Source organism: Streptomyces sp. NBC_00075 (assembly GCF_045041225.1).
Taxonomy (GTDB): domain Bacteria; phylum Actinomycetota; class Actinomycetes; order Streptomycetales; family Streptomycetaceae; genus Streptomyces; species Streptomyces adonidis.
Genome location: NZ_CP108243.1, coordinates 1,232,270 through 1,257,501, shown reverse-complemented (window position 1 = coordinate 1,257,501; position 25,232 = coordinate 1,232,270). Strand labels below are relative to the sequence as shown.

Genomic DNA, 25,232 nt, shown 5'->3' with positions numbered 1-25,232 from the left:
CCATGCTCCGACTGTGCTTGCGGCGGCTCGCCTCCGTGGTGCCCATCATGGCGATCGTCGCCACGCTCACGTTTCTGCTGGTCCAGCTTGTTCCTGGGGACCCGGCGTCGTTTCTGCTCGGTACGGGAGCCACGGCGGACCAAGTGGCCGAACTCCGGGCCTCGCTGGGACTGGACCGGCCGGCAATCGTCCAGTACGGCGACTGGCTCGGCGGCCTGTTCCACGGCGACCTGGGGGTGTCGCTGGTGTCGAACCAGACGGTGGCCGACTCCCTCGTCAGCGCGCTGCCGGTCACGCTGTCGGTCGCCGTGCTCGCCACGGTGTTCACCCTCCTGGTCGGCGTCGCCCTCGGGACGGTCGCGGCCGTGCGGGGCGGCCTGGTGGACCGTGCGGTCATGTGGGGGGCCAGCATCGGCATGGCGGTTCCGAGCTTCTGGCTCGCGGGACTGCTCGTGTTCGCCTTCGCCATCCGGCTCCCGGTGTTTCCGGCCACCGGGTACGTGGCTTTCACCGCCTCACCGGGGGAGTGGCTGTCGCACCTGATCCTGCCGATGGTCGCCGTGGGGCTGGCGGGGGTGGGACCGGTGGCGTTCCAGACGCGCGTGGGCGTTGTCGAGCAGCTCTCGCGCGACTACGTTCGCACGCTCGCGGCGAACGGGCTGTCCCACAGGCGGATCGTGTGCAGGCACGTGCTGCGCAACGCAAGCGGCCCGGTGGTGACCGTGGCCAGCCTCGGATTCGTGTTCGCCCTCGGCGGGGTCATGGTGATCGAGGCGATCTTCAACCTGCCCGGCGTGGGCACGCTGATGCTCAGCTCGATCCGCCAGCACGATCTTCCGGTCGTGCAGGGCGCGGTGCTGGCCTTCAGCCTCATCATCGTCGCCGTCAACCTGCTGACCGATGTGGTGGCCGCGGCCCTCAACCCAAGGATCCGGTTCTCATGACCCCGTCCCTCACAGCCCTGCGCAGGGCGCTCGCCCGCCCGGCGGTCTGGGCGAGCCTCATCTGGCTGATCGGGATCAGCGTGGCGTGTGCGCTGGCGTCGGTGCTCGCGCCCATCGACCCACTGGAACAGGACCTGTCCAACACCTTCAGCGGGCCCGGTGCACTGCACTGGCTGGGCTCCGACGAACTCGGCCGCGACATCTTCTCGCGGCTGCTGCACGGCGGAGGCGGACTGCTGCTGACCGCGCTCATCCCGGTAGGCGTGTCCTTGGTGATCGCCGTACCCGGCGGGCTGCTCGCGGGCTACCTGTCGGGGCGGGTCGACGCCGCCGCCACCTTCGTCGTCGACATCCTGTTCGCGCTGCCGGGGCTGGTGGTGGTGCTGGCCATCGCCGCGGTGACCGACAACAACCTGATCGTGATGGCCATCGCCTTCGGCGTGCTGACCAGCGGCGCCCTCTTCCGGGTCGTGCGCACCTCGACGGCCGCCGCACGAGACCTGTCCTACGTCGACGCCGCGCTGGTCTCCCGGCTGTCGCGCCCGCGGATCCTGGCCCGGCACATCCTGCCCAACGTCACCGGTCCCCTCATCGTCCAGACAGTCCTCCAGTACAGCGGCACGTTCCTGTTCCTGACCTCCCTGTCCTTCCTCGGCCTCGGCTTCTCGCCGGAGACCCCGAGCTGGGGTCAGATGACCCTGAACGCCGCACAGAACATCGACCAGCACCCGTGGCTGATGGTGCCGGTCGGAGTCGCCCTCACCGCGACCGTGCTGGCCCTCAACCTCGTCGGCCACGCCCTGCTGGACGCGCTGAGCGGGCACCGGCGTCCCTCGCAACTGCCCGACCCGCGACGGCCGGTGCCGGATGTGCCCGCGGACGGAGCGGCCGCGCCCGCGCCGGCGTCGGACGCGGTGCTGACGGTCGATCGGCTGCACGTGTGCTACCCGGGACAGGGCGGCAGCGACCGGGCCGTGGTCCGGGACGTCGGCTTCCAACTGCGGCGCGGCGAGGTGTTCGGCCTGGTCGGCGAGTCCGGATCCGGCAAGACAACCACCGCGCTGTCCATCCTCGGGCTGGTGCCGCCGCCCGGGCGGGTCACCTCCGGCCGCGTGCTGCTCCACGGCGAGGACCTGCTGCGCCTGAACGAGGCGCGACTGCGCAAGGTCCGCGGGTCCCGAATAGGCCTTGTGGCCCAGGAACCGATGGCCGCGCTCGACCCCTCCTTCACCGTCGGCTCGCAACTGGACGAGATCATCTGCCTGCATCGGCGCGTGCGTCGGCGGGAGGCCCGGCGGATCGCGCTGAGTCTGCTGACTCGTGTCGGCCTGCCCGATCCGGCCGCGGTCGCCCGCCGCTATCCCCACCAGCTCTCCGGCGGGATCGCACAGCGGGTGGCGATCGCGCTCGCCCTCAGCGGCGAGCCCGATGTGCTGGTCGCCGACGAACCCACCGCCGCGCTCGACGTCACCGTCCAGGCGGAGATCATCGATCTCCTGCTGTATCTGCGGGAGGAGTCCTCACTGACGCTTCTGCTGGTCACCCACGACCTCGGTGTGGTCGCCGACATCTGCGACCGGGTCGCGGTCATGTCGGACGGCCGTCTGATCGAGGAGGGCACCACGGAGGCGGTGCTGCTGTCGCCCGCCCAGGAATACACCCGCACGCTGGTCGCGGCGACACCCCGGCTTCCGGTCGACGCGGGCGAGGAAAGGAGCTGGGGATGAGCACACCCCTGTTGGACGTCAGGGACCTCTGCGTGGAGTACAGGAGCGGGTGGCGCTCCAGGCCCACCAAGGCGGTCGACGACGTGAGCCTCACGGTCGGCCACGGGGAGATCGTGGGCCTGGTGGGCGAGTCGGGCTCGGGCAAGTCGACGGTGGGCAGGGCGATTCTCGGCCTGACGGCCCCGGCGCGGGGCACCATCCACCTGGGCGGCCAGGACATCACCCACCGGCACGCCGCCGAACGACGGGATCTGTCCACCGGGCTCCAGGTCGTCTTCCAGGACCCCTACGCCTCGCTCAATCCGGCACGCACCATCGGCACGACGCTGGGTGAACCCCTCGAAGTCCACGGCAGGTTCAATGCCGCGGACGCCCGCACACGGATCGAGGAGCTGCTGACCCGGGTCGGCCTGCCCGCAGACGCGATCGACCGCTACCCGAGCGCGTTCTCCGGAGGCCAGCGTCAGCGCATCGCCATCGCGAGGGCGATCTCCACCGATCCGGCGCTTGTCATCTGCGACGAACCGACCAGCGCCCTCGACGTGGTCACCCAGGCACGGATGCTCGACCTGATGACCGGCCTCAGCCGCGAACGGGGAACAGCGATGTTGTTCGTCGCGCACAACCTCGCGGTGGTCGCGGCCATCGCCCAACGAGTGGTCGTGCTCTACCGCGGGCGAGTCATGGAGAGCGGAACCATGCAGGACGTCCTGTGCCGGCCGCTGCACCCCTACACCCAGGCGTTGATCGCCAGCTCACCCGTGGCCGACCCGCTCCGCCAGCGCAAACGCCGAGCAGCCCGGAAGCAGGCCGACCCGGTCGCCGGCCGGGAGGGGACAGGGCACACGCCGCAAGGCTGCCCCTTCGCACCACGTTGCCCGCATGCCACGCCGACGTGCCGGAGCCGGCGGCCGGCCGCCACCCTCCTCGATGGCCGGACGGTCGCCTGCCACCTCTACACCGCCGACAACCCCACACCTGAAGGAGCAACCGCATGAGCGATATGACCCCGGACCAGCCCTACTCATTGAACGTGGCGCCCGCGCCGCTCAGCGGCGAACTGACGGCGGACCTGGTGGTGATCGGGGCCGGTGGGGCCGGGCTGCCGGCCGCGATCACCGCACAGGAACACGGACTTGACCGGGTCGTGGTGCTGGAGAAGCGCCCGCTCGTGGGCGGCAACGCCGGTATGTCCGGCGGGTTCCTGTTCGCGGTGCGGAGCAGGTCCCAGCGTGAGGCCGGCCTCGGGAACTCGCCCGACACCGTCTTCCGGGACACGATGGCGTATCACCATTACGACGGTGTGGATCCCAGGCTTGTCCGGCTGTGGGTGGACGAGGCCGACGAGACGGTGCAGTGGCTGGAGGACCGCGGTATCGGCTACCGGCCCATGGTGGGCAGGGATCTGGGTGTGGAGCCCAGCGGATGGTCCAACCACCCTGGCAGCTTCCAGCGGGTGATGGAGGCGCTGTCCAAGCGCTTCACCGCCGATGGTGGCCAGATTCTCACCAAGGCAGCGGCGGTCGAGATCATCGGCTCGCCGGACACCGGGGTGAGCGCGGTGGTGGCCGACACCAGGGACGGCAGGATCACGATCGGGACCCCGCGGGTCGTACTCGCCACCGGGGGCTTCACCGGAAACGTCGACCTGCTGCACGAGAAGTTCCCCGGTGTCTACGACGAGGACGTGTACTGGACCGACACCAAGCGACTCGCGGGCGACGGAATCGCCCTCGCCCGTGCGGTCGGAGCCGACACCGGCGGCCGTTCGTTCCTCATCAAGGAGAACTGCTACAGCTTCAAGACCAAGAAGAACAAGCCGAACCGCGCGGGCATGGAGCCTCGCTGCCTCTGGGTGAACGCACGCGGCGATCGCTTCCTCGACGAGTCGACCGGCACGGTCAACGCCACCACCAACGCGTTGATCGCCCAGCCCGGCATGGCCGGGTTCGCACTGTTCGACGACGCCTTGGTGCAGTACGTCATCGACCAGCCGGACCCGTTCGCCGGAGAGGCGCGTCCCGGTGAGGACGATCCGGGAACCTGGGTCGCCGGGGGCTACCGCACCACGCTGCGTGACACTCTGGCCGATCCGGCGAACAAGGACTGGTGTGTCTCGGCCGACGACTGGTCGGAGATCGCGCGCTGGATCGGTGCCGACCCGGAGGCGTTGGGCGCCACCGTGCAGGAATACAACGGCTACTGCGACGCGGGGCGTGACGCGATGTGGGCCAAGGACCCCGAGCATCTGGTCCCGCTGCGCAAGCCGCCGTTCTACGCGCTGCGGTTCCGGCCGCTCATGATCGACACCGCCGGGCCGCTGCGGACCGACCAGCACCTGCGGGTGCTCGACCCGCGGTCCCGGCCCATCCCTGGACTGTTCGGGGCCGGCTCGGTCGTCGGCGGCTGGATCGGCTTTGACGAGCACCGGTTCGGCACTCCGCTGTCCTGGGCGATCAGTTCGGGTCGTATTGCCGGGATCCGCGCCGCCACCGGGTAGCGGGGAGCGCCGGTGGAACTCAGCGAGCCACGCGGTGGCGGAGGTGGACGACTTTCGAGTTGAAGGTGCGGGTCTCGACGACTTCGAGGTCCACGCGGCGCTCGTGGTGTCGGATCTCGTCGATCCAGAAGCGGAAGACATGCGCGTCGGGCTCCGTCCAGTCGATGCCGCCATCCGAGTCGACGATGCAGCCGTTCTCAGTGAGGGGAAGGCGGCCTCCGGTGTGTCCGCGGAGTAATGTCAGCCGCCGCCGTCCAGGTCGGCGCGTCGCCGCAGCACCCGTAGCTCCTGGCCGGCGAACTCCATCTCGTACAGCTTGCCCCGCGCGTTCTCGAAGGGGCGGTGGAGGATCATCATCAGTCGGCCTTCGAACGTGTGGAAGAGCATGCCGTGGCCGCTGTCCTCGCGGACCAGCGGCCGGTGCTGCCGCCAAGGCCCCTCGATGCCGCCCGACTTCGAGGCGGCGTAGGTCTGCACGTAACCGCCGCTGATCGTCCCGTCCTTGCCGGCCACGTTCTTCTCGTACGTCGACCACAGCATGAGCAGGGAGCCGTCGGGGGTGCGGTGGAGTTGGGGGCCGTCGGTGACGTAGGGCGCGAGCTGGTGCGGCCGGCCTGCGGGGATCTCCTCGGTGATCCAGGACGCGTCCGAGGCCTTGAACAGGAAGACCGGGTCTCCGATCGTGCGGGACAGGTCCGGGGCCAGGCGGATCGCTTCCATGGTTCCGTCGATGGTCTGCAACCACTCGTGCGCGTACACCATCCACGGCTGCCCGGACGGGTCGACGTACAGCGTGCCGTCGAGGGTCATCAGGTTCGCGGGCGGGGTGGGGCGCGCGGGGTCGACAACCGTGAACGGGCCCAGCAGCGAGGAGGACACGGCCGTGATCGTGCCGCGCATGTAGGACGGGACCTGGAACGGCGTACCCCACTGGTCGGGCGGAGGCAGCGGAAGCGGTCGGTCCTCGTTGTGGAGTGTGGTGAACAGGTAGTACCGGCCGCCCCATTCGTGCACCTCCGGCGCCCAGCCGCCGTCGGTCGCCCAGATCCCCTGCTGCTCGGCGGCGAGGAAGACCACGACGGGGCGCGTCCAGTCGCGCAGATCCTGGCTGCGGTAGACCATCGTGCCGATGCCGTCCACGCCCGACACGGACGGGTCGTTGGACGTGTAGAGGTAGTAGGTGCGGGTCTCCTCGTCGGCGACGACGAACGGATCGTGCAGCGGCATGTCGGGAAGCCGCATCGGTTCGGTGTCAGCCATGGTCGAAGAATACGTCGCCCCTGCAAGGCCCCCTGTTGGCCGGGTTGTCGGCCAAGTCCGTGGCTGAGAAAAACGCTTGGACTGCCCCGGCGTCGTCGCGGGACACTGCGATGCCCGAAATGCGTAGCGGGCCGCCGTTTCGACACCACAGGGTTGGCATGGAATCGCCTGAATCGCGCGAGTTCTCACCGGGCCGAGGCTCGGTGCTCCTCGCCCTTCGTTACTACGGACGGGAGTTGGCCCGCCTCCGGCGGCTGACCGTACCCGCGATGCTGCTGCCGGCGCTCGGCAATATCGGGATCAACTACATCGCGCCGCTGATCGTCGCGAAGCTCGTCGGCCGTATCGCGGGCGAGGACGGGATCAGCGTCGGCGCCACGCTGCCGTACGTCCTCGGCTTCGGCGGTGTTCTGCTCCTCGCGGAGGTGCTGTGGCGCGGGGGCCTGCACTGTCTGAACCGCGTCGACGCCCGGGGCATCGAGCATCTGTACGTGATCGGCATGGACGAACTGTTCGCCAAGGACGCCTCGTTCTTCCACGACAACTTCGCCGGGTCGCTGACCAAACGGGTCCTGAGCTTCGCCTCCCGGTTCGAGGAGTTCGTCGACACGATCACGTTCCAGGTCGTGGGCAGTCTGGTGCCGCTCCTGTTCGGGTCGGTGGTGCTGTGGCGCTACGAACCCCTGCTCGTCGTCGGCCTGTTGGCGATGATCGCGCTGACGGCGGTGTGCGTGGTGCCGCTCATCCGCCGCCGTCAGGCCCTCGTCGACAAACGCGAGGAGGCCATCGCCCGGGTCTCGGGCCATGTCGCCGACAGCCTCATGAACATGGACACCGTGCGGGCGTTCGCCGCCGAGGAGCGCGAGGCGGCCGAACACCGGTCCCGTGTCGCGGCCTCGCGGCGGCTCATGCTGCGGTCGTGGGACTACGGCAACCTGCGCATCGACACGCTGGTCGCGCCCCTGTCCGTGCTGACCAACGCCCTGGGTCTGCTGCTCGCGGTCACCCTCGCCGGAGGCGGGCACGGCGTGGAGGCGGTCGTCGTCGCCTTCACGTACTACACGAACGCCACGCGGATCATGTTCGAGTTCAACCAGATCTACCGTCGGCTCGAAAGCTCGATGACGGAGGCCGCGCAGTTCACCGAGCTGCTGCTGACGTCGCCGACCGTGCTCGACCCGGAGTCCCCGGAGGCCCTGCTGTCCCGGGCCGCCGACGTCCGCTTCGAGAACGTGACCTTCGCCCACGCGGGCGCGGAACCTCTCTTCCAGGGACTCGACCTGGCCGTGCCCAGCGGGTCCAGGATCGGGCTCGTCGGCCGGTCCGGCGGAGGCAAGACCACGCTCAGCAGGCTGCTGCTGCGTATGACGGACATCGACTCCGGCCGGATCCTGATCGGCGGCCAGGACATCAGCCGACTGCGCCAGACCGATCTGCGCAGCCTGATCGCCTACGTGCCGCAGGACCCGGCGATGTTCCACCGCACCCTGCGGGACAACATCGCGTTCGCCCGCCCGGACGCCACCGACGCCGAGATCCGCCGCGCGGCCGAGGCGGCCCATGTCACGGAGTTCGCCGACGCGCTGCCGGAGGGCTTCGACACCATGGTCGGCGAGCGCGGGGTCAAGCTGTCCGGCGGCCAGCGCCAGCGGGTCGCCCTCGCGCGGGCGATCCTGCGCGACGCGCCGATCCTGCTGCTCGACGAGGCCACCAGCGCCCTCGACTCCGAGAGCGAGATCCTCGTCCAGGAGGCGCTGTGGCGGCTCATGGAGGGACGGACGGCGCTCGTCGTGGCGCACCGGCTGAGCACGGTCGCCTCCATGGACCGGCTCGTCGTCCTCGACCGCGGCCGGATCGTCGAGCAGGGCACGCACCAGGAACTCCTCGCGACGGAGGGCGCGTACGCCAAGCTGTGGCAGCACCAGTCGGGCGGCTTCCTCGACGACGAGTCCTTCGACGACCCTGTGGACGACAGCCCCGCGCGGGCCGATCTGCTCTAGACGTGGCATTCGTGGCTGTTAGTGGCCCGGTTCACATGGCGCAAGTCGGGCCGGGCCGACACCATGGGGCGCGTCACCGGCAGGCTGAAGGGATCCATTGATGTTCCGCAAGGTGCTGGTCGCCAACCGTGGTGAGATCGCGATTCGGGCGTTCCGAGCCGGCTATGAGCTGGGCGCGCGGACCGTGGCCGTCTTCCCGCACGAGGACCGCAATTCACTGCACCGGTTGAAGGCCGACGAGGCGTACGAGATCGGCGAGCCGGGACACCCGGTGCGGGCGTACCTCTCCGTGGAGGAGATCGTTCGCGCCGCGCGACAGGCGGGAGCGGACGCCGTGTACCCGGGCTACGGGTTCCTGTCGGAGAACCCCGATCTGGCGCGGGCCTGCGAGGAGGCCGGCATCACCTTCGTCGGGCCGAGCGCGGACACGCTGGAGCTGACCGGCAACAAGGCGCGTGCGGTGGCCGCCGCCCGCGCGGCCGGCGTACCGGTGCTCGGCTCCTCGGAACCCTCCTCCGACGTGGACGAACTCGTCCGCGCCGCCGAGGACATCGGCTTCCCGGTCTTCGTCAAGGCCGTCGCCGGCGGTGGCGGGCGCGGGATGCGGCGGGTCGAGGACCCCGCCCAGCTGCGCGAGTCCATCGAGGCCGCGGCGCGCGAGGCGGCCTCCGCGTTCGGCGACTCCACGGTCTTCCTGGAGAAGGCCGTCGTCGAACCCCGTCACATCGAGGTGCAGATCCTCGCCGACGGCGAGGGCAATGTCATCCACCTGTTCGAACGCGACTGTTCGGTCCAGCGCCGCCACCAGAAGGTGATCGAGCTGGCCCCCGCGCCGAACCTCGACCCGGAACTGCGCGACCGGATCTGCGCGGATGCCGTGCGGTTCGCCCGGGAGATCGGCTACCGCAACGCCGGCACCGTGGAGTTCCTCCTCGACCGCGAGGGCAACTACCACTTCATCGAGATGAACCCGCGCATCCAGGTCGAACACACGGTCACCGAGGAGGTCACCGACGTCGACCTCGTCCAGTCCCAGCTGCGCATCGCCTCCGGCGAGACTCTCGCCGACCTCGGGCTCTCCCAGGAGACGGTCACCCTGCACGGGGCCGCACTCCAGTGCCGTATCACCACCGAGGACCCGGCCAACGGCTTCCGCCCCGACACCGGCCGGATCAGCGCCTACCGCTCACCCGGCGGCTCGGGCATCCGGCTGGACGGCGGCACCACCCACGCCGGTACGGAGATCAGCGCGCACTTCGACTCGATGCTGGTCAAACTCACCTGCCGGGGCCGTGACTTCGGGACCGCGATCAGCAGGGCCCGGCGTGCCGTGGCCGAGTTCCGCATCCGGGGCGTGGCCACCAACATCCCGTTCCTCCAGGCCGTGCTCGACGACCCGGACTTCCGGGGCGGCCGGGTCACGACGTCGTTCATCGAGAAGCGCCCGCATCTGCTCACGGCACGTCACTCCGCCGACCGGGGCACGAAGCTGCTCACCTACCTCGCCGACGTCACCGTGAACAAGCCGCACGGCGAACGGCCCGAGCTGAGCGACCCGGTCACCAAGATCCCGGCCCTGTCGGCAGGGGAACCGCCCGCCGGATCCCGGCAGCGGCTCGTCGAACTCGGCCCGGAGGGCTTCGCCCGCTGGCTGCGCGAGTCACCGGCCATCGGCGTCACCGACACCACGTTCCGCGACGCCCACCAGTCGCTGCTCGCCACCCGGGTCCGTACGAAGGACATGCTCGCCGTCGCCCCGGTCGTGGCGCGCACCCTGCCCGAGCTGCTCTCCCTGGAGTGCTGGGGAGGCGCCACCTACGACGTCGCCCTTCGCTTCCTCGCAGAGGACCCGTGGGAACGCCTGGCCGCACTCCGCGAGGCCGTGCCCAACATCTGCCTCCAGATGCTGCTGCGCGGCCGCAACACCGTCGGCTACACGCCGTACCCCACCGAGGTGACCGACGCCTTCGTGCAGGAGGCCGCGGCCACCGGCATCGACATCTTCCGGATCTTCGACGCGCTGAACGACGTGGGGCAGATGCGGCCCGCGATCGACGCCGTACGGGAGACGGGCACGGCGATCGCCGAGGTCGCCCTCTGCTACACCGCCGACCTGTCCGATCCGTCCGAGCGGCTCTACACCCTCGACTACTACCTCCGACTGGCCGAACAGATCGTCGAGGCGGGCGCGCACGTCCTGGCCGTCAAGGACATGGCGGGCCTGCTGAGGGCTCCGGCCGCCGCGACCCTCGTATCGGCACTGCGCCGCGAGTTCGAGCTGCCGGTGCATCTGCACACCCACGACACGGCGGGCGGTCAACTGGCCACCTACCTCGCCGCGATCCAGGCGGGCGTGGACGCGGTCGACGGGGCGGTGGCGTCGATGGCGGGCACCACCTCGCAGCCGTCGCTGTCGGGCATCGTCGCCGCGACCGACTACTCCGAGCGGTCCACCGGGCTGAGCCTCGCCGCCGTGGGCGACCTGGAGCCGTACTGGGAGAGCGTCCGCAAGATCTACGCGCCCTTCGAGGCGGGCCTGGCCGCGCCGACCGGGCGGGTCTACCACCACGAGATCCCCGGCGGTCAGCTCTCCAACCTGCGCACCCAGGCGGTGGCGCTGGGTCTCGGCGACCGCTTCGAGGCGATCGAGGCGATGTACGCCGCCGCCGACCGCATCCTCGGCCGGCTGGTGAAGGTGACGCCTTCGTCGAAGGTGGTCGGTGACCTCGCGCTCCACCTGGTGGGCGCCGATGTCTCGCCGAAGGACTTCGAGGCGACGCCGAACAGGTTCGACATCCCCGACTCCGTCATCGGCTTCCTGCGCGGCGAGCTGGGCAACCCGCCCGGCGGCTGGCCGGAGCCGTTCCGCACCAAGGCCCTGGAGGGCCGCGCCGCCCCCAAGCCCGTCCAGGAACTGACCGCGGACGACCGCGAGGGGCTGGTGAAGGAGCGGCGGTCGACCCTCAACCGGCTGCTGTTCCCCGGGCCGACCCGCGAGTACGAGACACACCGTCAGACCTACGGCGACACCAGCGTCCTGGACAGCAAGGACTTCTTCTACGGGCTGCGTCCCGGGAAGGAGTACGTCGTCGACCTCGAACCGGGTGTACGGCTGCTCATCGAGCTGGAGGCCGTGGGCGAGGCCGACGAACGCGGTATGCGTACGGTGATGTCCGCCCTGAACGGCCAGCTGCGCCCGATCCAGGTGCGCGACACCTCGGTCGCCTCAGACATCCCGGCGACGGAGAAGGCCGACCGGGCCAACCCCGGCCATGTCGCCGCGCCGTTCGCCGGGGTCGTGACCCTAGCTGTCGCCGAGGGCGACGAGGTGGCGGCCGGTGCCACGGTGGCCACCATCGAGGCGATGAAGATGGAGGCCGCGGTCACCGCCTCGAAGGCAGGGAAGGTGACGCGGCTGGCCATCAACCGGATCCAGCAGGTGGAGGGCGGCGATCTGCTCGTCGAGATCGGCTGAGGCCGCCACAGTCGGCTCTCAGGGTTCTCAGGGGACTCAGGACGCCTGTCCGCCGTAGTAGTAGCCCTCGGGGCCGGTGAACACGGCGTACTGGGGAGGCGCGAACATCGGCGGGAACGGCTCGGCCGGTCCCGCCGACGTCTCTGTCCGGGAGCTGTACAGGTGGGCGTAGGTGCCGCCGAGGGCGAGGAGTTCGTCGTGGCGGCCGGACTCTGTGATGCGGCCCCGGTCGATGACGAGGATGCGGTCGGCGTCGGGGGCCAGATCCAGGTCGTGTGTGATCACGATGGTGGTGCGGCCGGCCATCAGACGGCGCAGCGGTTCGACGATGCGGCGGGAGGCGATCGCGTCGAGGCCGGTCGTGGGCTCGTCGAGGACGAGGACCGGCGCGTCGCGCAGTACGGCCCGGGCGATGGCGAGGCGCTGCAGCTGGCCGCCGGACAGGCGTGCCGAGTTGGGGTCGACCCGGGTGTCGTACCCGTCGGGGAGCGCGGTGATGAAGTCGTGCGCGTCGGCCGTACGGGCCGCCTCCTCGATGGCGTGGTCGCTGGCGCCGGGCCGGCCGCAGGCGATGTTGGCGCGGACCGTGTCGTGCAGGACCAGGGTCTCCTGGGGCAGCAGGGCGATGTACTCGCGCAGCCGGTCCAGGGGGAAGTCCCTGAGCGGGGTGCCGTCCAGGAGGACGGCGCCTGAGTCGGGGTCGTAGAAGCGCAGCAGGAGCTTGGACAGGGTGGACTTTCCGGCGCCGCTCGGCCCGGTGACGATCACCAGTTCACCGGGGCGCACGGTGAAGGACAGTGAGTCGAGCGCCGTGGCGTCGGCTCCCGGGTAGCGGAAGGAGACGTCCCGCACCTCGACGCTGCCGTCGGGACGCCGGGTCCCGGCGCGCTCGGGTCCGGTCGGGTCGCTGACGGCGGGTCGGGAGTCCAGCACCTCGATGAGCCGTTCGGCGCCGGCCGTGGCGGCTGTGATGACGAGGCCCAGCTGGGCGAGGCTGCGGATCGGCGGGTAGAGGTAGCTGAGGAGGGCGGCGAACGCGAGCAGCTGACCGAGCGTCATCTGCCCCTCGGAGATCTCCCACACGCCGATACCGATCACGGCCAGCACACAGATCGTCTCGATGACCTGCACGAGCTGCCCGTACGCCTGGTTGAGCCGGGCCGAGCGCACGGAGGCCCGGAACCACGCCGTCGCCTCCTGCTTCAGCTTGCGCCGCTCGGCGTCCTCACGGCCGTACGCCTGGGTGAGGACGAGGTTGCCGAGGGACTCCTCCACCACGGAGGTCACCGCGCCGTCGGCTACCCGGCCGTCCCTGGCCACGGACTTGACGCCGGCGGAGAACCTCCGTGCGGCCAGCCAGAACAGAGGGGCGAGGGCGAAGGTCACCGCAGCCAGGTCCCACTGCAGCCAGAACGCGGCCGCCGCGTAGAAAACGGCACTGAACAGCGCGGACGCGGTGCCGATGAGGCCGGAGACGGCCATCTGTTCGATGGCCTCGATGTCACCGGTCAGCCGGGAGAGCAGATCGCCCTGGCGGTGGCGCTGGAAGAAGTGCGGGGGCAGCTTCTGCACATGGTCGAAGACCCGTTCGCGCAGCCGCATCACGAACCGCTCCGACACCCACACGGAGAGGGAACCGCCCGCGTACCCGATGGCCGCGCCCACCACGGCGATGCCCAGCCACTGCGCCGCGGGTGTCCAGAAGGCGTCCAGCGAGCCGTTCTGGAGCGCGTTGTCGGTGAGGTCGCCGAAGAGCAGGATGGCGGACGTCTCGGCGAGCGCGCCGAGCACCGTGCACAGCCAGACGGCCACGAGCCAGCGCCGCAGCCCCTTCGTCAGCGGCCAGAAACGACGGAAGGCCGTACGGGCGGGGACGGTGGGGGTGGCGGACGATTCGTATTCGTCTTCGACGTAGCTGTCGTCCGGTTCGTCGTATATCTCGCCCGAATTGCTCCCCGCATTCTTTTCCGAATTGATCGGGAACCCGTATTCGGACAATTCGATACCCGGTGGGACGCTTCGCGGATGGTCGGTCCCTGAATTGCCCCTGGTTTTGGTCGCACGCATGATTCTCCTGTGATGCATGACTTTACGGAGCAAGCTCCCGCGGTTTCCGGGACTTTGCCCGATCGCCAGGTGTTTCCGGGGAGATCCACAGTCCGTGCACAGTGCAGCGGAGCGGTGCGGAAACGCCGGGAGGGCCGGTGGAACACCACCGGCCCTCCCGTGTGAGCAGGGATTGCGTCAGTTGCCGGCCCGGGGCGGGACGGGCTCGCCGGGTCGCGGGCGCCGACGGCGTGCCTGCTGCGCGTCCTGCGGGGGCTGCGGGAACTGGTTGGCGTTCGGGTTCGCGTTCGCGTTCCGCTGCGGGGTGAGCGGGGCAATAATCCTGAAGCTCATACTGACTCCTTCTGAGTTTCCAGTACTGCACGGGACGATTCCGCTTGGACGGAGAGAGGCTCAGGGCTCTCGCCCCGGACTTTCCCGCCGCCCTGATGAAAGAAAACTTAACACGGCCTCGTGCGGTGTTAGTCGAAATCTCAGAATTCAATTGCCATGGGAATGCTGTGAGAACCTTGGTAATTCCTGGGTTTTGATTGTCCGCCCAGCTCAGGACAGGCGGCCGACATGGGCGAGGGCCTGCTTGAGGAGGACTCCCTGGCCGCCCGGCATCTCGTTCTGCACCAGCGGGGAGGAGGCTTCCTCGGGGCTGAACCAGACCAGGTCCAGGGCGTCCTGGCGGGGGCGGCAGTCGCCGGCCACCGGGACGATGTAGGCGAGGGACACCGCGTGCTGGCGCGGGTCGTGGAACGGGGTGACCCCCAGCGTCGGGAAGTACTCCGCGACGGTGAAGGGCTGGGGGGAGGCCGGGACCCGGGGCAGGGCGACCGGGCCGAGGTCCTTCTCCAGGTTGCGCAGGAGGGCGTCGCGCACCCGCTCGTGGTGCAGGACGCGGCCCGACACCAGGGCGCGGCTGACCGTGCCGTCCGAGCCGATGCGCAGGAGCAGGCCGATGCTGGAGACTTCGCCGTTGTCGTCGACGCGCACCGGTACGGCTTCGACGTACAGGATCGGCATCTTCGCGCGAGCCTGTTCGAGCTCGTCGGGTGCCAGCCAGCCGGGCGTGGTTTCGATCATGTCAGACATTGGCTGATCGTACTTTCAACTCGTCCTGTTTCTGCATAGCCGTTCCACGTCGAACGCGCCACATCGGAGGCGCGGGACCTCACGCCTCCGGGCGCGCGTGCCCGTTCTGCCAGGCCCAGGCCGCGATCTCCACCCGGTTCCGGGCGGCCAGCTTCAGCTGCACGCTCGACAGGTGCGTCTTGACCGTGGAGAGGGAGACGAACAACGCGGAGGCGATCTCGGCGTTGGTGTGCCCGAGGGCGACCAGCCGGACCACGTCGAGTTCCCGGTCGGTGAGCGGTTCCTTGAGTATCGCCGCGGAGACCGGGGGCGGCGGGGCCGTCGGACGGGACCCGGTGGTCTGGGCTCCGGTGATGTGCTCGAGGAGCCGGACCGTGACCGACGGCGACACGAGGGAGTCACCGGCCGCCGCGGCCCGTACCGCCTCCGCGAGCAGGGTGGGCCCCGAGTCCTTGAGCAGGAACCCGCAGGCGCCCCCGCGCAGTGCTCCGTACACGTATTCGTCGAGGTCGAAGGTGGTGACCACGACGACCCGCATCGGGTCGGCGACCCCGGGACCGGCCAGCAGCCGGGTCGCCTCCAGGCCGTCGAGCCTGGGCATCCGGATGTCCAGCAGGCATACGTCCGGACGCTCACTGCGGGCCAGCGCCACCGCCTCCTCGCCGTCGGCGGCCTCCGCGACCACGGTGATGTCGGGCTGGGCGTCCAGGAAGAAACGGAAACCCGTACGGACCATGTCCTGGTCGTCGGCGATCAGGACGCGGATCGGGGGACTCGGCGGGGCGGGGGTCATGGCTCGATCATGCCTCAGGGGTGGGAGGGGGAGGAGTGGTGTGTGGTCTGCGGCGGCGTGTGGTCTGTGGTCGGGGGAGGGCGCGGTCTCTTGTCGGTCCGTTCAGCCCGCTCAGTCCGCCGTCTGCGCCGGGTCCTGTGTGACCGCCCGCAGCAGTGGCCTGCTCGCTCCGATCGCCGCGAACATGGCCAGCGCGCCCACGGTCACGCACACCGCCAGGGTCACCGCGCCGGAGGTGCTGATCGTGCTGTCGAACAGCTTGTTGACCTGGAAGGCGGCATAGACACCGGCCGCGGTGGTGCCCCCGGCGAGGACGACCAGCGGGAGGACCGTCTCGCGGAACCTGGCCCGGTCGAGGAGCTTCAACGGGGTGCCGGCCAGCCGCAGCAGGGCGTAGACGCGGCGCCGGTCGAGGACGTTCGCGGCGGCGGTCAGTCCGGCGGATGCGGTCGCGACGAGGAAGCTGACCGCGAGAGCGGCGGTGCCGAGTTCGCCCAGCCGGCCGGTGAAGACCTGGTTCTCGGCGTTGACGTAGGCCTGGGTGTACGGGAGTTGGCCCGGAACCACGTGTGACAGGGCGGTGACCGCGGTGTCTACCTGCGCCGCTCCGCCGGAGACGTGGACCACGACTCCAGGGGTGCTGCTCAGGATCTCGGCGTCGCCGTCGCTCGCGGTGACGGTCGCCTTCACCCCGGCCGCGTGGAGCAACGTACGGGCCTCGGTGGCGGCGGTGCGGGCCGTGGCGGTGCTTGAGGTGGCTATGGCGACCTGGCCGGGGAAGCGGTAGTCGTCGATGCCCACGTTGCCCACGGTGAAGAATCCGGCCACGAACCCGGCGAGGACCAGGCCGCTGACGGTACGCCACGACCCGCGCGGGTCGTCGCTCAGCCGGCGCGCCGCCAGCAGGGTCGCCGGACGGCGGGCGAAGCGGGCCGTGATCCGGCCGAGCCGGTCCACGACCCAGGGGCCGAGCAGCCAGAAGGCGCCGTAGAACATGAGCAGCATCGCGAGCTGCTGACCGGGGCCGGAACCGCCCGACGAGGCCGTCACATAGATGTAGAGCAGGACGGCCACGAAGAGGATCAGACGGATGAGATTGGTGCGGCGCGGGTCCGCCTGCTGGGCCACACCCAACGGCGAGGTCGCCACCTGACGCAGCGTCAACATCGCGCTCACCGCGATGAGTCCGGCCACGAAGGTGACGATCCCCAGCAGCCACGGCAGCCCCACCCACAGTTGGTCGGTGTACCAGGTGCCGATCCCGAACGGGATCTCCGCGAGTGCGGGCAGCAGCAGGCAATAGGCGAGTGCACCGACGAGGGCCCCGGCCGCGCCGACGACCGCCGACTCCAGGCCGGTCATCCCGAGGATCTGGCGCGGAGTCGCCCCGGCCAGCCGCAGCGCGGCGAGCCGTTGCTCGCGCCGGGCCGCGCCGAGCCGACCGGCTGCCGCCGCGAGCACGATCACGGGTACGGCGACGATCGCCACCCCGATCGACACCGCGGGCTTGTCCGACGAGGTGAAGACACTGACCTCGCCGCCGTCGAAGCCGGAGACCACCGCGCGTGCGGTCTGACCGCCGAACTGGCCGAACATGCCGAGCGGTTCGGCCGCGCTGGAGACCGCGGGGTCGGATGCGGCCCTCCCCACGACCGCCACCAGCTCCTGGGGCGCCCCGAGACCGGCCTCGCCGATGGTGCCGTACGAGGACACCTTCGGGAATCGACCGGCGAGTTGCTTCGCCGGTGTCCTGTGCAGCAGGTCGGCCAGGGCGGGCGAGACGTACACCTGCCCCGGCTTGGGGAACCCGGTCAGCCCCGGGGGTGCGGGAGTGGCTCTGCGGCCGGACAACTGGGCGAGCGACACAACGGTGATGGGCCGGTCGCCGAGGTACGTCGTGCCGAGTGTCTGTACGGCCGTGCCGTGCCGGTCGGGTGCCGGGGTGCGCCAGGCCGTGGCGTGGGCACGGGTGTCACTGCCGAAGTAGGCGGCCGTCAGCACCAGCAGGATCAGCGCACCGACGGCCGCGGCACCGGCCGCCAGCAACTGGCTGTACAGACCGCGCCGACCGGATCGGCGCACGAGGAACCACGTCAACTGTGGGACGGGCGAGGACATTTGGGCTCCGGGGGGATTGGGACGAGTGGAGAGGGAGAGGAGAGGGGGCGTGATCGGGTGTGCGGGCGCAGGGCGCAGGGCGCAGGGCGTGGGGCGCAGGGCGTGGGGCGTGGGGCGTGGGGCGTGGGGCGTGGGACGCGGGCGCGGTGGGTTGGGACGGGAACGGCCGGAGGGCAAGGGGCTGGGCGGAGGCAAGGGGTGTGGGCGTGCTGGAGGGCGGGGCCGCCGGCGGTCGAGGGGCGTGGGCGGCGGCCTGTGGCAGAGGGGAGGACGGAGAGAGGGCGATGCGGTGGGGATCGCTTGGCCAGCGGGGCGTCGGAGTTGCGGGCCGTGACAGAGGAGGGGGACAGCGGGAGGGCGACGTGGTGGTCCGCTTGTCAGGCCGGGCGTCGGAGCGGCTGGCCCGTGGCCGCGGAGAGCGATGCCGGGGACCGATGCAGTGGGGCCGCTTGGCAGGAGAGGTGTCGGAGTCGCGGGCCGTGGCAGAAGAGAGGGGCTGGGAGCGGCGGGACGGCGATGTAGTCGGGGTCGCTTGGTCGGCGGGGTGTCGGAGTGGAGGGTCGTGGCAGAGAAGAGGTGGGTCGGGAGCGCGGTGGCAGCGGGAGGGCTGTGCGGTGGGGCCGCTTGTCTCAGGTGGGGCGTCGGCGCCGTGGTTCGTGGCAGAGGTGGCCGATAAGGAGGGCGGCGCCTCGCAGGCCCTGCCCCGTCCGCTCAGGGCCTCACCGTGTACTGCTGGTGGCTCGTTATCCGGCCGTCGCGGACCTGGAGGACGCGGTCGCAGTGGGCGGCGACGTCCGGGTCGTGCGTGACCATCACCAGGGAGGCGCCCTGCTCGCGGGTGACCGAGGTCAGGAGCCGGATGACCTCCTCGCTCGTGGCCTGGTCCAGAGCGCCGGTCGGCTCGTCCGCGAAGACCACGTCGGGCTGGACGACCAGGGCCCGGGCTATCGCGACGCGCTGAGCCTGACCGCCGGACAGCTGACCCGGGCGGCGCTTCTCCAGGCCGTCGAGGCCGAGCGGGGCGAACCAGCGGCGGGCCAGGGAGACGGACCGGCCGCGGGGCAGGCCGTCCAGCATCAGTGGCAGCGCGATGTTCTCCTCGGCGGGCAGTTCGGGCAGCAACTGGCCGAACTGGAACACGAATCCGAACCGCTTGCGGCGCAGATCGCTCAGCCGGTTCTCGCCCAGGTTGTCGATGCGCTCGCCGTGCAGCAGGACCTCGCCGCCGTCCGGCCGGACGACTCCGGCGAGGGTGTGCAGGAGGGTCGACTTTCCGGACCCCGACGGACCCATGATCGCGAGCGACTCCCGGGCGGCGACCTCCACATCGACGCCGTGCAGCGCGGTGGTGGAGCCGTACTTCTTGGTGAGGCCGTGACCGGCCAGGACAGTACTCATGATTTGCTCGTTCTCCTCGTCGCTGCTCAGCGCTCGAACTTCCAGGTCACGGACGTATTCGTCGCCTTCACGACGGTGACCGGTATGTCTATGTCCTTGCCCTTGCCGGTGCGGCCCGTGCACGTGATGCTCGCGCCGGTCACGGCCTTCAGGCCGGTCGGACAGGAGACGCCGGAGACCTCTGTGCCCACCCAGGGGAGCGGGTGGAACTTGCTCTCGGCGCGGCCCGCGACGATCTTGGCCGACAGGGCCTTGTGACCGTCCACCGTCACTGTCGTGTACCGGTCCAGGGAGGTCGTCGACTCGGTACCCGCGAGCAGATGGGTGCCGACACCGGCCAGGGCGACCGCGGCGGTCGCACCGCCGATCACGCTGATGAGAGCCTTGCGCTGCATGTTGTACTCCTGACGGTGGGGCCGGGTGGGAAGTGGCTCCACTCTCTCCCCCGGGCCCAGGCGCCCGCCTCGGCCGTCCGGCCATCCTTCACGGACCGCTTCTCGACCATTCGGCCGATCCCGTCGCCGCCGTCCGCGCTTACGGTGATCCGCATGCAATCGGATCCGCCCCGCGGTTGTGTCCGGGGTTTCGTTGTCTCGCTCCTGGTCATGGCCGCGGTCGTGGACCTGCTCAGTGCCGAGGACAGTGGCTACGACGTCTGGCCCACCGTGGTCGTCCTGGTCATCGGGCTCGCCGCTCTGCTGTGGCCGGCCGGGCGGCGCCCCGACTGGTTCACCCCGCCGCTGCGTACGGGCGTACCGGCCGTTGCCTCGCTGCTGTTCACGGCCGGTTCGGTGCTGCTTGACGAGCAGGCCCCGTTCGGCCCGGGCGAGACCGGGATCCTGCTTAGCCTGCTGTTCATCGCGGTCCGGCGCTGCCCTCAGCCCTGGGCCGTCGTCTGCGGGGTCCTGAACGGTGCCGCGCTGCTCGCGTCCCCCGCGCGCTTCTATCAGCACGACGAGTCAAGCCTGCTGGGGTTCATGCTGATAGGCCTCGTCCTGGTCGGCCTCGTCGCCGGACTGGCCGGGTATCTGCGCGCGCTGGACTACCGGCGGAACATGGCGATCAACGCGACGCGGCGCTCGGAACGGGTGGCGATCGCCGCCGACCTGCACGACTTCGTCGCCCACCATGTCACCGGCATTCTCGTCCAGACCCAGATGGCCCGCATGATGGCGACCACCCAGCCGGAGAACCTCGACACGGTCCTCGCGGGCATCGAACGGGCGGCCACGGAGGCCCTGGCGTCCATGCGCCGGACCGTGGGCGTGCTCCGCGACAGTGGCCCGGACTCCGCCGACCGCAGACCCGTCGGAGACCTGGCCGGCATCGTGGAGCTGACGGACGGCTTCGCGAGCCCGGTCCAGCACGTCACCCTGGACCGCGAACCCGCCGTGCCGGACGACCTTCCGCACGAGGTGCAGGCCGCCGCGTTCCGGGTGGTGCAGGAAGCGCTGACGAACGTACGACGGCACGCGGCCGACGCCACCGAGATCACCGTCCGGCTCCGCTATCACGGCCGCAGCCTGGAGGTCGCCGTGACCAACGACGGGCGGGGCGGCACCCAGCTCCCGGCCGCAGCGCACGGCGGCGGCTTCGGCCTGGTCGGCCTCACGGAACGCGTCACGGCCCTCGGCGGCGACCTGCGCGCCGGGCCACTGGCCGGACACACGGAGGGATGGGAGGTGTGGGCACTCTTCCCCACGGAGAACGCGTGACCCGGTGGAGTTCTCTGGTGGCACGGCCGAGATGTGCTGTTCAATAACACTACACACCACTGACAGTGAGGAGAGCCGCCCGTGCCATCCGCCGGCGTGCCGCCCGTAGGGGCGCGGATCCGGCAGGCGCGCCTCGAACGGGGGATGAGCCTGCGGGGGCTCGCGCGTGAGATCGGGGTCTCCGCCAGCCTCGTCTCCCAGATCGAGACCGGCAAGAGCCAGCCGTCGGTCAGCACCCTGTACGCGATCACCACAGCCCTCGCCATCTCCGTCGAGTCCCTCTTCGACACGCCCGCAGAAGCCGTCCGCGAGTCCCCGCTGGTCGCCGGCGCCACCGTCATGCATGCCCTCGCCGCCTTCGCCGCCGACCCCGGCCGACGGATCGGCCCGCTGGTGGGAGCGGGTGAGCGGGAGACGATCGAGCTGGACTCGGGCGTCGTGTGGGAGCGGCTCGGGCATGTCCCGGGGACGGATGTCGACTTCCTGCTGGTGACCTACCGGCCCGGCGGTTCCTCGTCGAGCAGCGGCGGGCTGATGCGGCACGCGGGCACCGAGTACGGCTATCTGACCTCGGGCGAGCTGGTCCTCACCCTCGGTTTCGACGAGCACACCCTGCGTCCCGGTGATGCCGTGTGCTTCGAGTCGACGACCCCGCACCGGTACCGCAATGACAGGGCGGAACCGGCCGTCGGCGTGTGGTTCGTGTTCAGCGAGAGCAGCTCCTGACATCGAACAGACTGTTCAGTAATAGTTGACACCCGGGCCGTCGAGTCGTTCACTCCGAAGTGGGGGTGGTCGCCATGGCGATCCGCACTTTCGGACCCAATGCCGTCGACTGGGAACAGCGCGTCGACCTGGACAGGCTGCGCGGGGAGCGGCTGGCCAGGCTCCACCAGGCCCTGAACCGATCCGAGCTGGGCGCGGTTCTCAGCTTCGACTTCGCCAACATCCGCTACATGACGTCCACCCACATCGGCACGTGGGCCATGGACAAGCTGATCCGCTTCGCACTGCTGGTGCGCGGCGGCGAACCGGTCCTCTGGGACTTCGGCTCCGCCGCCCGCCACCACCAGCTCTACAACCCCTGGCTCGACTACAGCGACGGCAAGGACGTCCCGCCCACCGGCGCCCGCGCCGGGATCTCCACCCTGCGCGGCGCCTTCCACCCGGACGCGGGCATCGCCGAGGACGTGGCCCGCAAGATCGCCACCGAGCTGCGCGCCCACGGCCTCGGAGACGAACCGCTCGGCGTCGACCTCGCCGAGATGCCGATCCTGATGGCCCTGCGCGCCGAGGGCATCGACGTCGTCGACGGCCAGCAGGTCTTCCTCCAGGCCCGCCGCACGAAGACCCCGGACGAGATCTCCCTGCTCACCCAGGCCTGCGCGATGGTCGACGCGGCCTACGAGGAGCTGTACGGCTACCTCCGCCCCGGCGTCCGCGAGAACGAGTGCGTCGGACTCGTCAGCAAGGTGCTGTACGACCTGGGCAGCGAGTACGTCGAAGGCGTCAACGCCATCTCCGGGGAACGCTGTTCACCGCACCCGCACGTCTACAGCGACCGCCTGATCCGTCCCGGCGACCCCGCCTTCTTCGACATCCTGCACAGCCACCTCGGCTACCGCACCTGCTACTACCGCACGTTCGCCGTCGGCAGCGCATCCGGCGCCCAGCGCGACGCGTACGTCCGCTGCCGGGAGTACATGGACGAGGCGATCGCCCTGGTCCGGCCGGGCGCGACCACCGCCGACATCGTCCAAGTGTGGCCGCGCGCCGAGGAGTTCGGCTTCCCGGACGAGACCGCGGCCTTCGCGCTCCAGTACGGCCACGGGGTCGGCCTGTCCATCTGGGAGAAGCCCATCTTCAGCCGCCTCGTCTCCCTCGACCACCCCGAAGTCCTCGAAGAGGGCATGGTGTTCGCCCTGGAGACCTACTGGCCGGCCTCCGACGGCTGGACGGCGGCACGCATCGAGGAGGAGATCGTCGTCACCGCCGACGGCTGCGAGGTCATCACCAAGTTCCCGGCCGAGGAACTCCTGGTCGCGGGCCGCAAGTACTGGACGGTCGGCGGCGAACTCAACACCCGCCGCGAAGCCCAGTCCCACCTCAACACCCGCAGGAACGGGAGCGGTTGATGGACACCAGGGAGACCGGACGCGCCACGGTCGCCGGCATCACCGGGGACGAACTCCTCGCCCTCTACGAGCAGATGGCCGTCATCCGTCGTACGGAGAAGGCGGCCCACGACCTCTTCCTGTCGGGACTGGTCAAGGGCACCACCCATCTCGCCGCCGGACACGAGGCCATCGCCGTCGGTACGAGCGCCGCCCTGCGCGACGACGACTACGTCTTCGCCACCTACCGGGGTCACCACCACGCCCTCGCGCGCGGCGCCACCCCCGAGGAGTGCCTCGCCGAACTGATGAGCCGCGCGACCGGGCTCTGCAAGGCCAAGGGCGGCTCCATGCACCTCACCAAGGCGTCCGCCGGCATGCTCGGCTCGTACGCCATCGTCGGCGCCCATCTCCCCATGGCCGTCGGCGCCGCCTGGTCGGCCCGGCTGCGCGGCACCGACCAGCTCGCGGTCGCCTTCTTCGGCGACGGCGCGACCAACATCGGCGCCTTCCACGAGGCCCTCAACCTGGCCGCCGTATGGAAACTGCCCGTGCTGTTCATCTGCGAGAACAACCTCTACATGGAGTACACGGCGATCGCGGACGTCACTGCGGTGCCCCGGCCGGCCGCCGACCGGGCCCCGGCGTACGGCATTCCGGGCGAGGTCGTCGACGGCAACGACGTGGTGCTGGTCCGGGAGGCGGTGGACCGGCTCGCGCGGCGGGCCCGGGCAGGAGACGGGCCCGCCCTCCTGGAGGCCGAGACCTACCGCCACTACGGGCACAGCCGCGCCGACCCGGCCACCTATCGGCCTGCCGAGGAGGTCGAACGCTGGCTCAAGCGCGACCCGTTGGACCTCGCGCGGGGTCGGCTCGCCGAACTGGGTGTTCCGGCGGAGGCGATCGTCGCCGTCGACGAGCGGGCAACTGCGGTCGTACGAGACGCGGTTGAGGCCGCGAAGGCGGCGCCCGCGCCCGATCCGGCCGAGGCGCTGACCGACGTATGGGCGGACGGAGGTGCGGCATGGCGAACCTGACGGAGACTCAAGAAGCTTCCGCACAGCGGCAGATCACCTATCGGGAAGCCGTCGCCGAGGGCATCGCGCGGGAGATGCGGCGCGATCCGGCGGTCGTGTGCCTCGGGGAGGACATCGGTGAGGCCGGCGGGGTGTTCAAGACGACCGCCGGACTGTTCAAGGAGTTCGGGCCCGAGCGCGTGTGGGACACGCCCATCTCCGAACAGGCCATCGTGGGCACCGCGATGGGCGCCGCCATGACCGGGATGCGGCCCGTCGCCGAGATCATGTTCTCCGACTTCCTGGCCTGTTGCTGGGACTACCTCGCCAACGAGATACCGAAAGTGCGGTATATGACGGGTGGTCAGGTGACCGTGCCGCTCGTCGTCCGCACCGCGAACGGCGGTGGGCTCGGCTTCGGGGCGCAGCACTCGCAGGCCACCGAGAACTGGGCGTTCACCGTGCCCGGACTGAAGATCGCAGCACCGTCGACACCCGCCGACGTCGTCGGCATGATGGCGGCCGCCATTCGCAGCGACGACCCCGTGGTCTTCTTCGAGCACAAGGGGCTCTTCGCGAGCAAGGGCCCGCCCGCGCCACCGGACCATGTGGTGGAACTGGGGAAGGCGGCCGTCGTCCGCGAGGGCGCCGACATCACGCTCGTGGCCCTCGCCTCGATGGTCCCGGTCGCGCTGGCCGCCGCCGAACGGCTGGTCACGGAGGGTATCGACGCGGAGGTCGTCGACCTGCGCTGTCTGGTGCCGCTGGACGTCAGCACCGTGCTCGCCTCGCTGGGGAAGACCTCGCGACTTACGATTGTCGAGGAGAACCCCTACCAGGGCGGATGGGGCGCGACGCTCGCGTCCGTCGTCGCCGACGAGGGGTTCGGACTGCTCGACGCGCCGGTGCGACGGGTGGCGGGGGAGTGCGTCCCGCTGCCGTTCGCCGATGCGCTGGAGGAGCGCGTCATCCCCACCGTGGACAAGGTCGTGACGGCCGTCCGTGCCCTCTCGGCCTACTGAGAT

19 protein-coding genes and 1 pseudogene are annotated in these 25,232 nt (G+C 70.4%); 11 read left to right on the top strand and 9 right to left on the bottom strand.

Annotated features, from left to right (window positions below; translation table 11 throughout):
* The first annotated feature begins 2 nt into the window (after positions 1 to 2).
* From OG787_RS05515 to OG787_RS05500, 4 genes are read left to right on the top strand one after another with little or no spacing between them, the layout of a single operon-like run.
* Entirely contained in the window at positions 3 to 944 is a 942-nt protein-coding gene (locus OG787_RS05515) for an ABC transporter permease (RefSeq protein ID WP_369030946.1), read from the top strand.
* The gene (locus OG787_RS05510; protein WP_369030945.1) at positions 941 to 2,671 is read left to right on the top strand and encodes a dipeptide/oligopeptide/nickel ABC transporter permease/ATP-binding protein; all 1,731 of its coding nucleotides are present in this window, start codon (positions 941 to 943) and stop codon (positions 2,669 to 2,671) included. Before OG787_RS05515 ends, OG787_RS05510 begins: the two co-directional genes overlap by 4 nt.
* On the top strand, positions 2,668 to 3,669 hold the full coding sequence (locus OG787_RS05505) for an ABC transporter ATP-binding protein (protein WP_405534443.1): 1,002 nt from the start codon (positions 2,668 to 2,670) through the stop codon (positions 3,667 to 3,669). The genes OG787_RS05510 and OG787_RS05505 overlap by 4 nt, the downstream gene beginning before the upstream one ends.
* Positions 3,666 to 5,171, top strand: a complete 1,506-nt coding sequence (locus tag OG787_RS05500) for an FAD-dependent oxidoreductase (protein WP_369030943.1) — start codon at positions 3,666 to 3,668, stop codon at positions 5,169 to 5,171. Before OG787_RS05505 ends, OG787_RS05500 begins: the two co-directional genes overlap by 4 nt.
* A gap of 19 nt (positions 5,172 to 5,190) precedes the next feature.
* Here OG787_RS05500 and OG787_RS05495 read toward each other — a convergent pair.
* Positions 5,191 to 5,274: pseudogene (locus OG787_RS05495) on the bottom strand (dihydrofolate reductase); the annotation flags it as partial.
* A 137-nt stretch (positions 5,275 to 5,411) separates the two neighbouring features.
* Entirely contained in the window at positions 5,412 to 6,431 is a 1,020-nt protein-coding gene (locus tag OG787_RS05490) for a glycoside hydrolase family 43 protein (RefSeq protein WP_405534442.1), read from the bottom strand.
* Positions 6,432 to 6,589: 158 nt separating this feature from the next.
* On the opposite strand from OG787_RS05490, the gene OG787_RS05485 reads away from it, so the two are divergent.
* Both OG787_RS05485 and OG787_RS05480 read left to right on the top strand, forming a co-directional pair.
* Positions 6,590 to 8,431: an ABC transporter ATP-binding protein gene (locus tag OG787_RS05485; RefSeq protein WP_405534441.1), complete on the top strand. Its 1,842-nt coding sequence runs from the start codon at positions 6,590 to 6,592 to the stop codon at positions 8,429 to 8,431.
* Between the two features lie 100 nt (positions 8,432 to 8,531).
* Positions 8,532 to 11,906 (top strand): pyruvate carboxylase, encoded by a 3,375-nt coding sequence (locus OG787_RS05480; RefSeq protein WP_369030940.1) that lies wholly within the window; start codon positions 8,532 to 8,534, stop codon positions 11,904 to 11,906.
* A gap of 36 nt (positions 11,907 to 11,942) precedes the next feature.
* On the opposite strand, the gene OG787_RS05475 is transcribed toward OG787_RS05480, so the two are convergent.
* The 7 genes from OG787_RS05475 to OG787_RS05445 all read right to left on the bottom strand — a co-directional run bounded on the left by OG787_RS05475 (position 11,943) and on the right by OG787_RS05445 (position 19,757).
* A complete protein-coding gene (locus OG787_RS05475) occupies positions 11,943 to 13,844 on the bottom strand; it encodes an ABC transporter ATP-binding protein (RefSeq protein WP_405540422.1) in 1,902 nt (633 codons plus the stop codon).
* Positions 13,845 to 14,150: 306 nt separating this feature from the next.
* Positions 14,151 to 14,306, bottom strand: coding sequence for a hypothetical protein (locus OG787_RS05470; RefSeq protein ID WP_235473448.1), 156 nt, complete (start codon positions 14,304 to 14,306; stop codon positions 14,151 to 14,153).
* 210 nt (positions 14,307 to 14,516) lie between these two features.
* Positions 14,517 to 15,044, bottom strand: coding sequence for an NUDIX hydrolase family protein (locus OG787_RS05465; RefSeq protein WP_235479796.1), 528 nt, complete (start codon positions 15,042 to 15,044; stop codon positions 14,517 to 14,519).
* Positions 15,045 to 15,132: 88 nt separating this feature from the next.
* Complete coding sequence (locus tag OG787_RS05460; protein ID WP_369030939.1) at positions 15,133 to 15,846, bottom strand: response regulator; 714 nt, start codon at positions 15,844 to 15,846, stop codon at positions 15,133 to 15,135.
* Between the two features lie 111 nt (positions 15,847 to 15,957).
* A complete protein-coding gene (locus OG787_RS05455) occupies positions 15,958 to 17,964 on the bottom strand; it encodes an FtsX-like permease family protein (RefSeq protein WP_369030938.1) in 2,007 nt (668 codons plus the stop codon).
* Positions 17,965 to 18,675: 711 nt separating this feature from the next.
* Positions 18,676 to 19,362 carry an ABC transporter ATP-binding protein gene (locus OG787_RS05450; RefSeq protein WP_369030937.1) on the bottom strand — a complete coding sequence of 229 codons (687 nt, stop codon included), beginning with the start codon at positions 19,360 to 19,362 and terminating at the stop codon, positions 18,676 to 18,678.
* A gap of 26 nt (positions 19,363 to 19,388) precedes the next feature.
* On the bottom strand, positions 19,389 to 19,757 hold the full coding sequence (locus tag OG787_RS05445; protein WP_369030936.1) for a DUF4333 domain-containing protein: 369 nt from the start codon (positions 19,755 to 19,757) through the stop codon (positions 19,389 to 19,391).
* A gap of 210 nt (positions 19,758 to 19,967) precedes the next feature.
* On the opposite strand from OG787_RS05445, the gene OG787_RS05440 reads away from it, so the two are divergent.
* The 5 genes from OG787_RS05440 to OG787_RS05420 all read left to right on the top strand — a co-directional run bounded on the left by OG787_RS05440 (position 19,968) and on the right by OG787_RS05420 (position 25,229).
* Positions 19,968 to 21,077, top strand: coding sequence for a sensor histidine kinase (locus tag OG787_RS05440; RefSeq protein ID WP_405534440.1), 1,110 nt, complete (start codon positions 19,968 to 19,970; stop codon positions 21,075 to 21,077).
* An 81-nt stretch (positions 21,078 to 21,158) separates the two neighbouring features.
* Complete coding sequence (locus tag OG787_RS05435; protein WP_369030934.1) at positions 21,159 to 21,803, top strand: helix-turn-helix domain-containing protein; 645 nt, start codon at positions 21,159 to 21,161, stop codon at positions 21,801 to 21,803.
* Between the two features lie 74 nt (positions 21,804 to 21,877).
* Positions 21,878 to 23,212, top strand: a complete 1,335-nt coding sequence (locus OG787_RS05430; RefSeq protein WP_369030933.1) for a M24 family metallopeptidase — start codon at positions 21,878 to 21,880, stop codon at positions 23,210 to 23,212.
* Positions 23,212 to 24,228 carry a thiamine pyrophosphate-dependent dehydrogenase E1 component subunit alpha gene (locus OG787_RS05425; protein WP_405534439.1) on the top strand — a complete coding sequence of 339 codons (1,017 nt, stop codon included), beginning with the start codon at positions 23,212 to 23,214 and terminating at the stop codon, positions 24,226 to 24,228. Before OG787_RS05430 ends, OG787_RS05425 begins: the two co-directional genes overlap by 1 nt.
* Positions 24,216 to 25,229, top strand: coding sequence for an alpha-ketoacid dehydrogenase subunit beta (locus OG787_RS05420; RefSeq protein ID WP_369030931.1), 1,014 nt, complete (start codon positions 24,216 to 24,218; stop codon positions 25,227 to 25,229). The genes OG787_RS05425 and OG787_RS05420 overlap by 13 nt, the downstream gene beginning before the upstream one ends.
* Positions 25,230 to 25,232 lie beyond the last annotated feature (3 nt).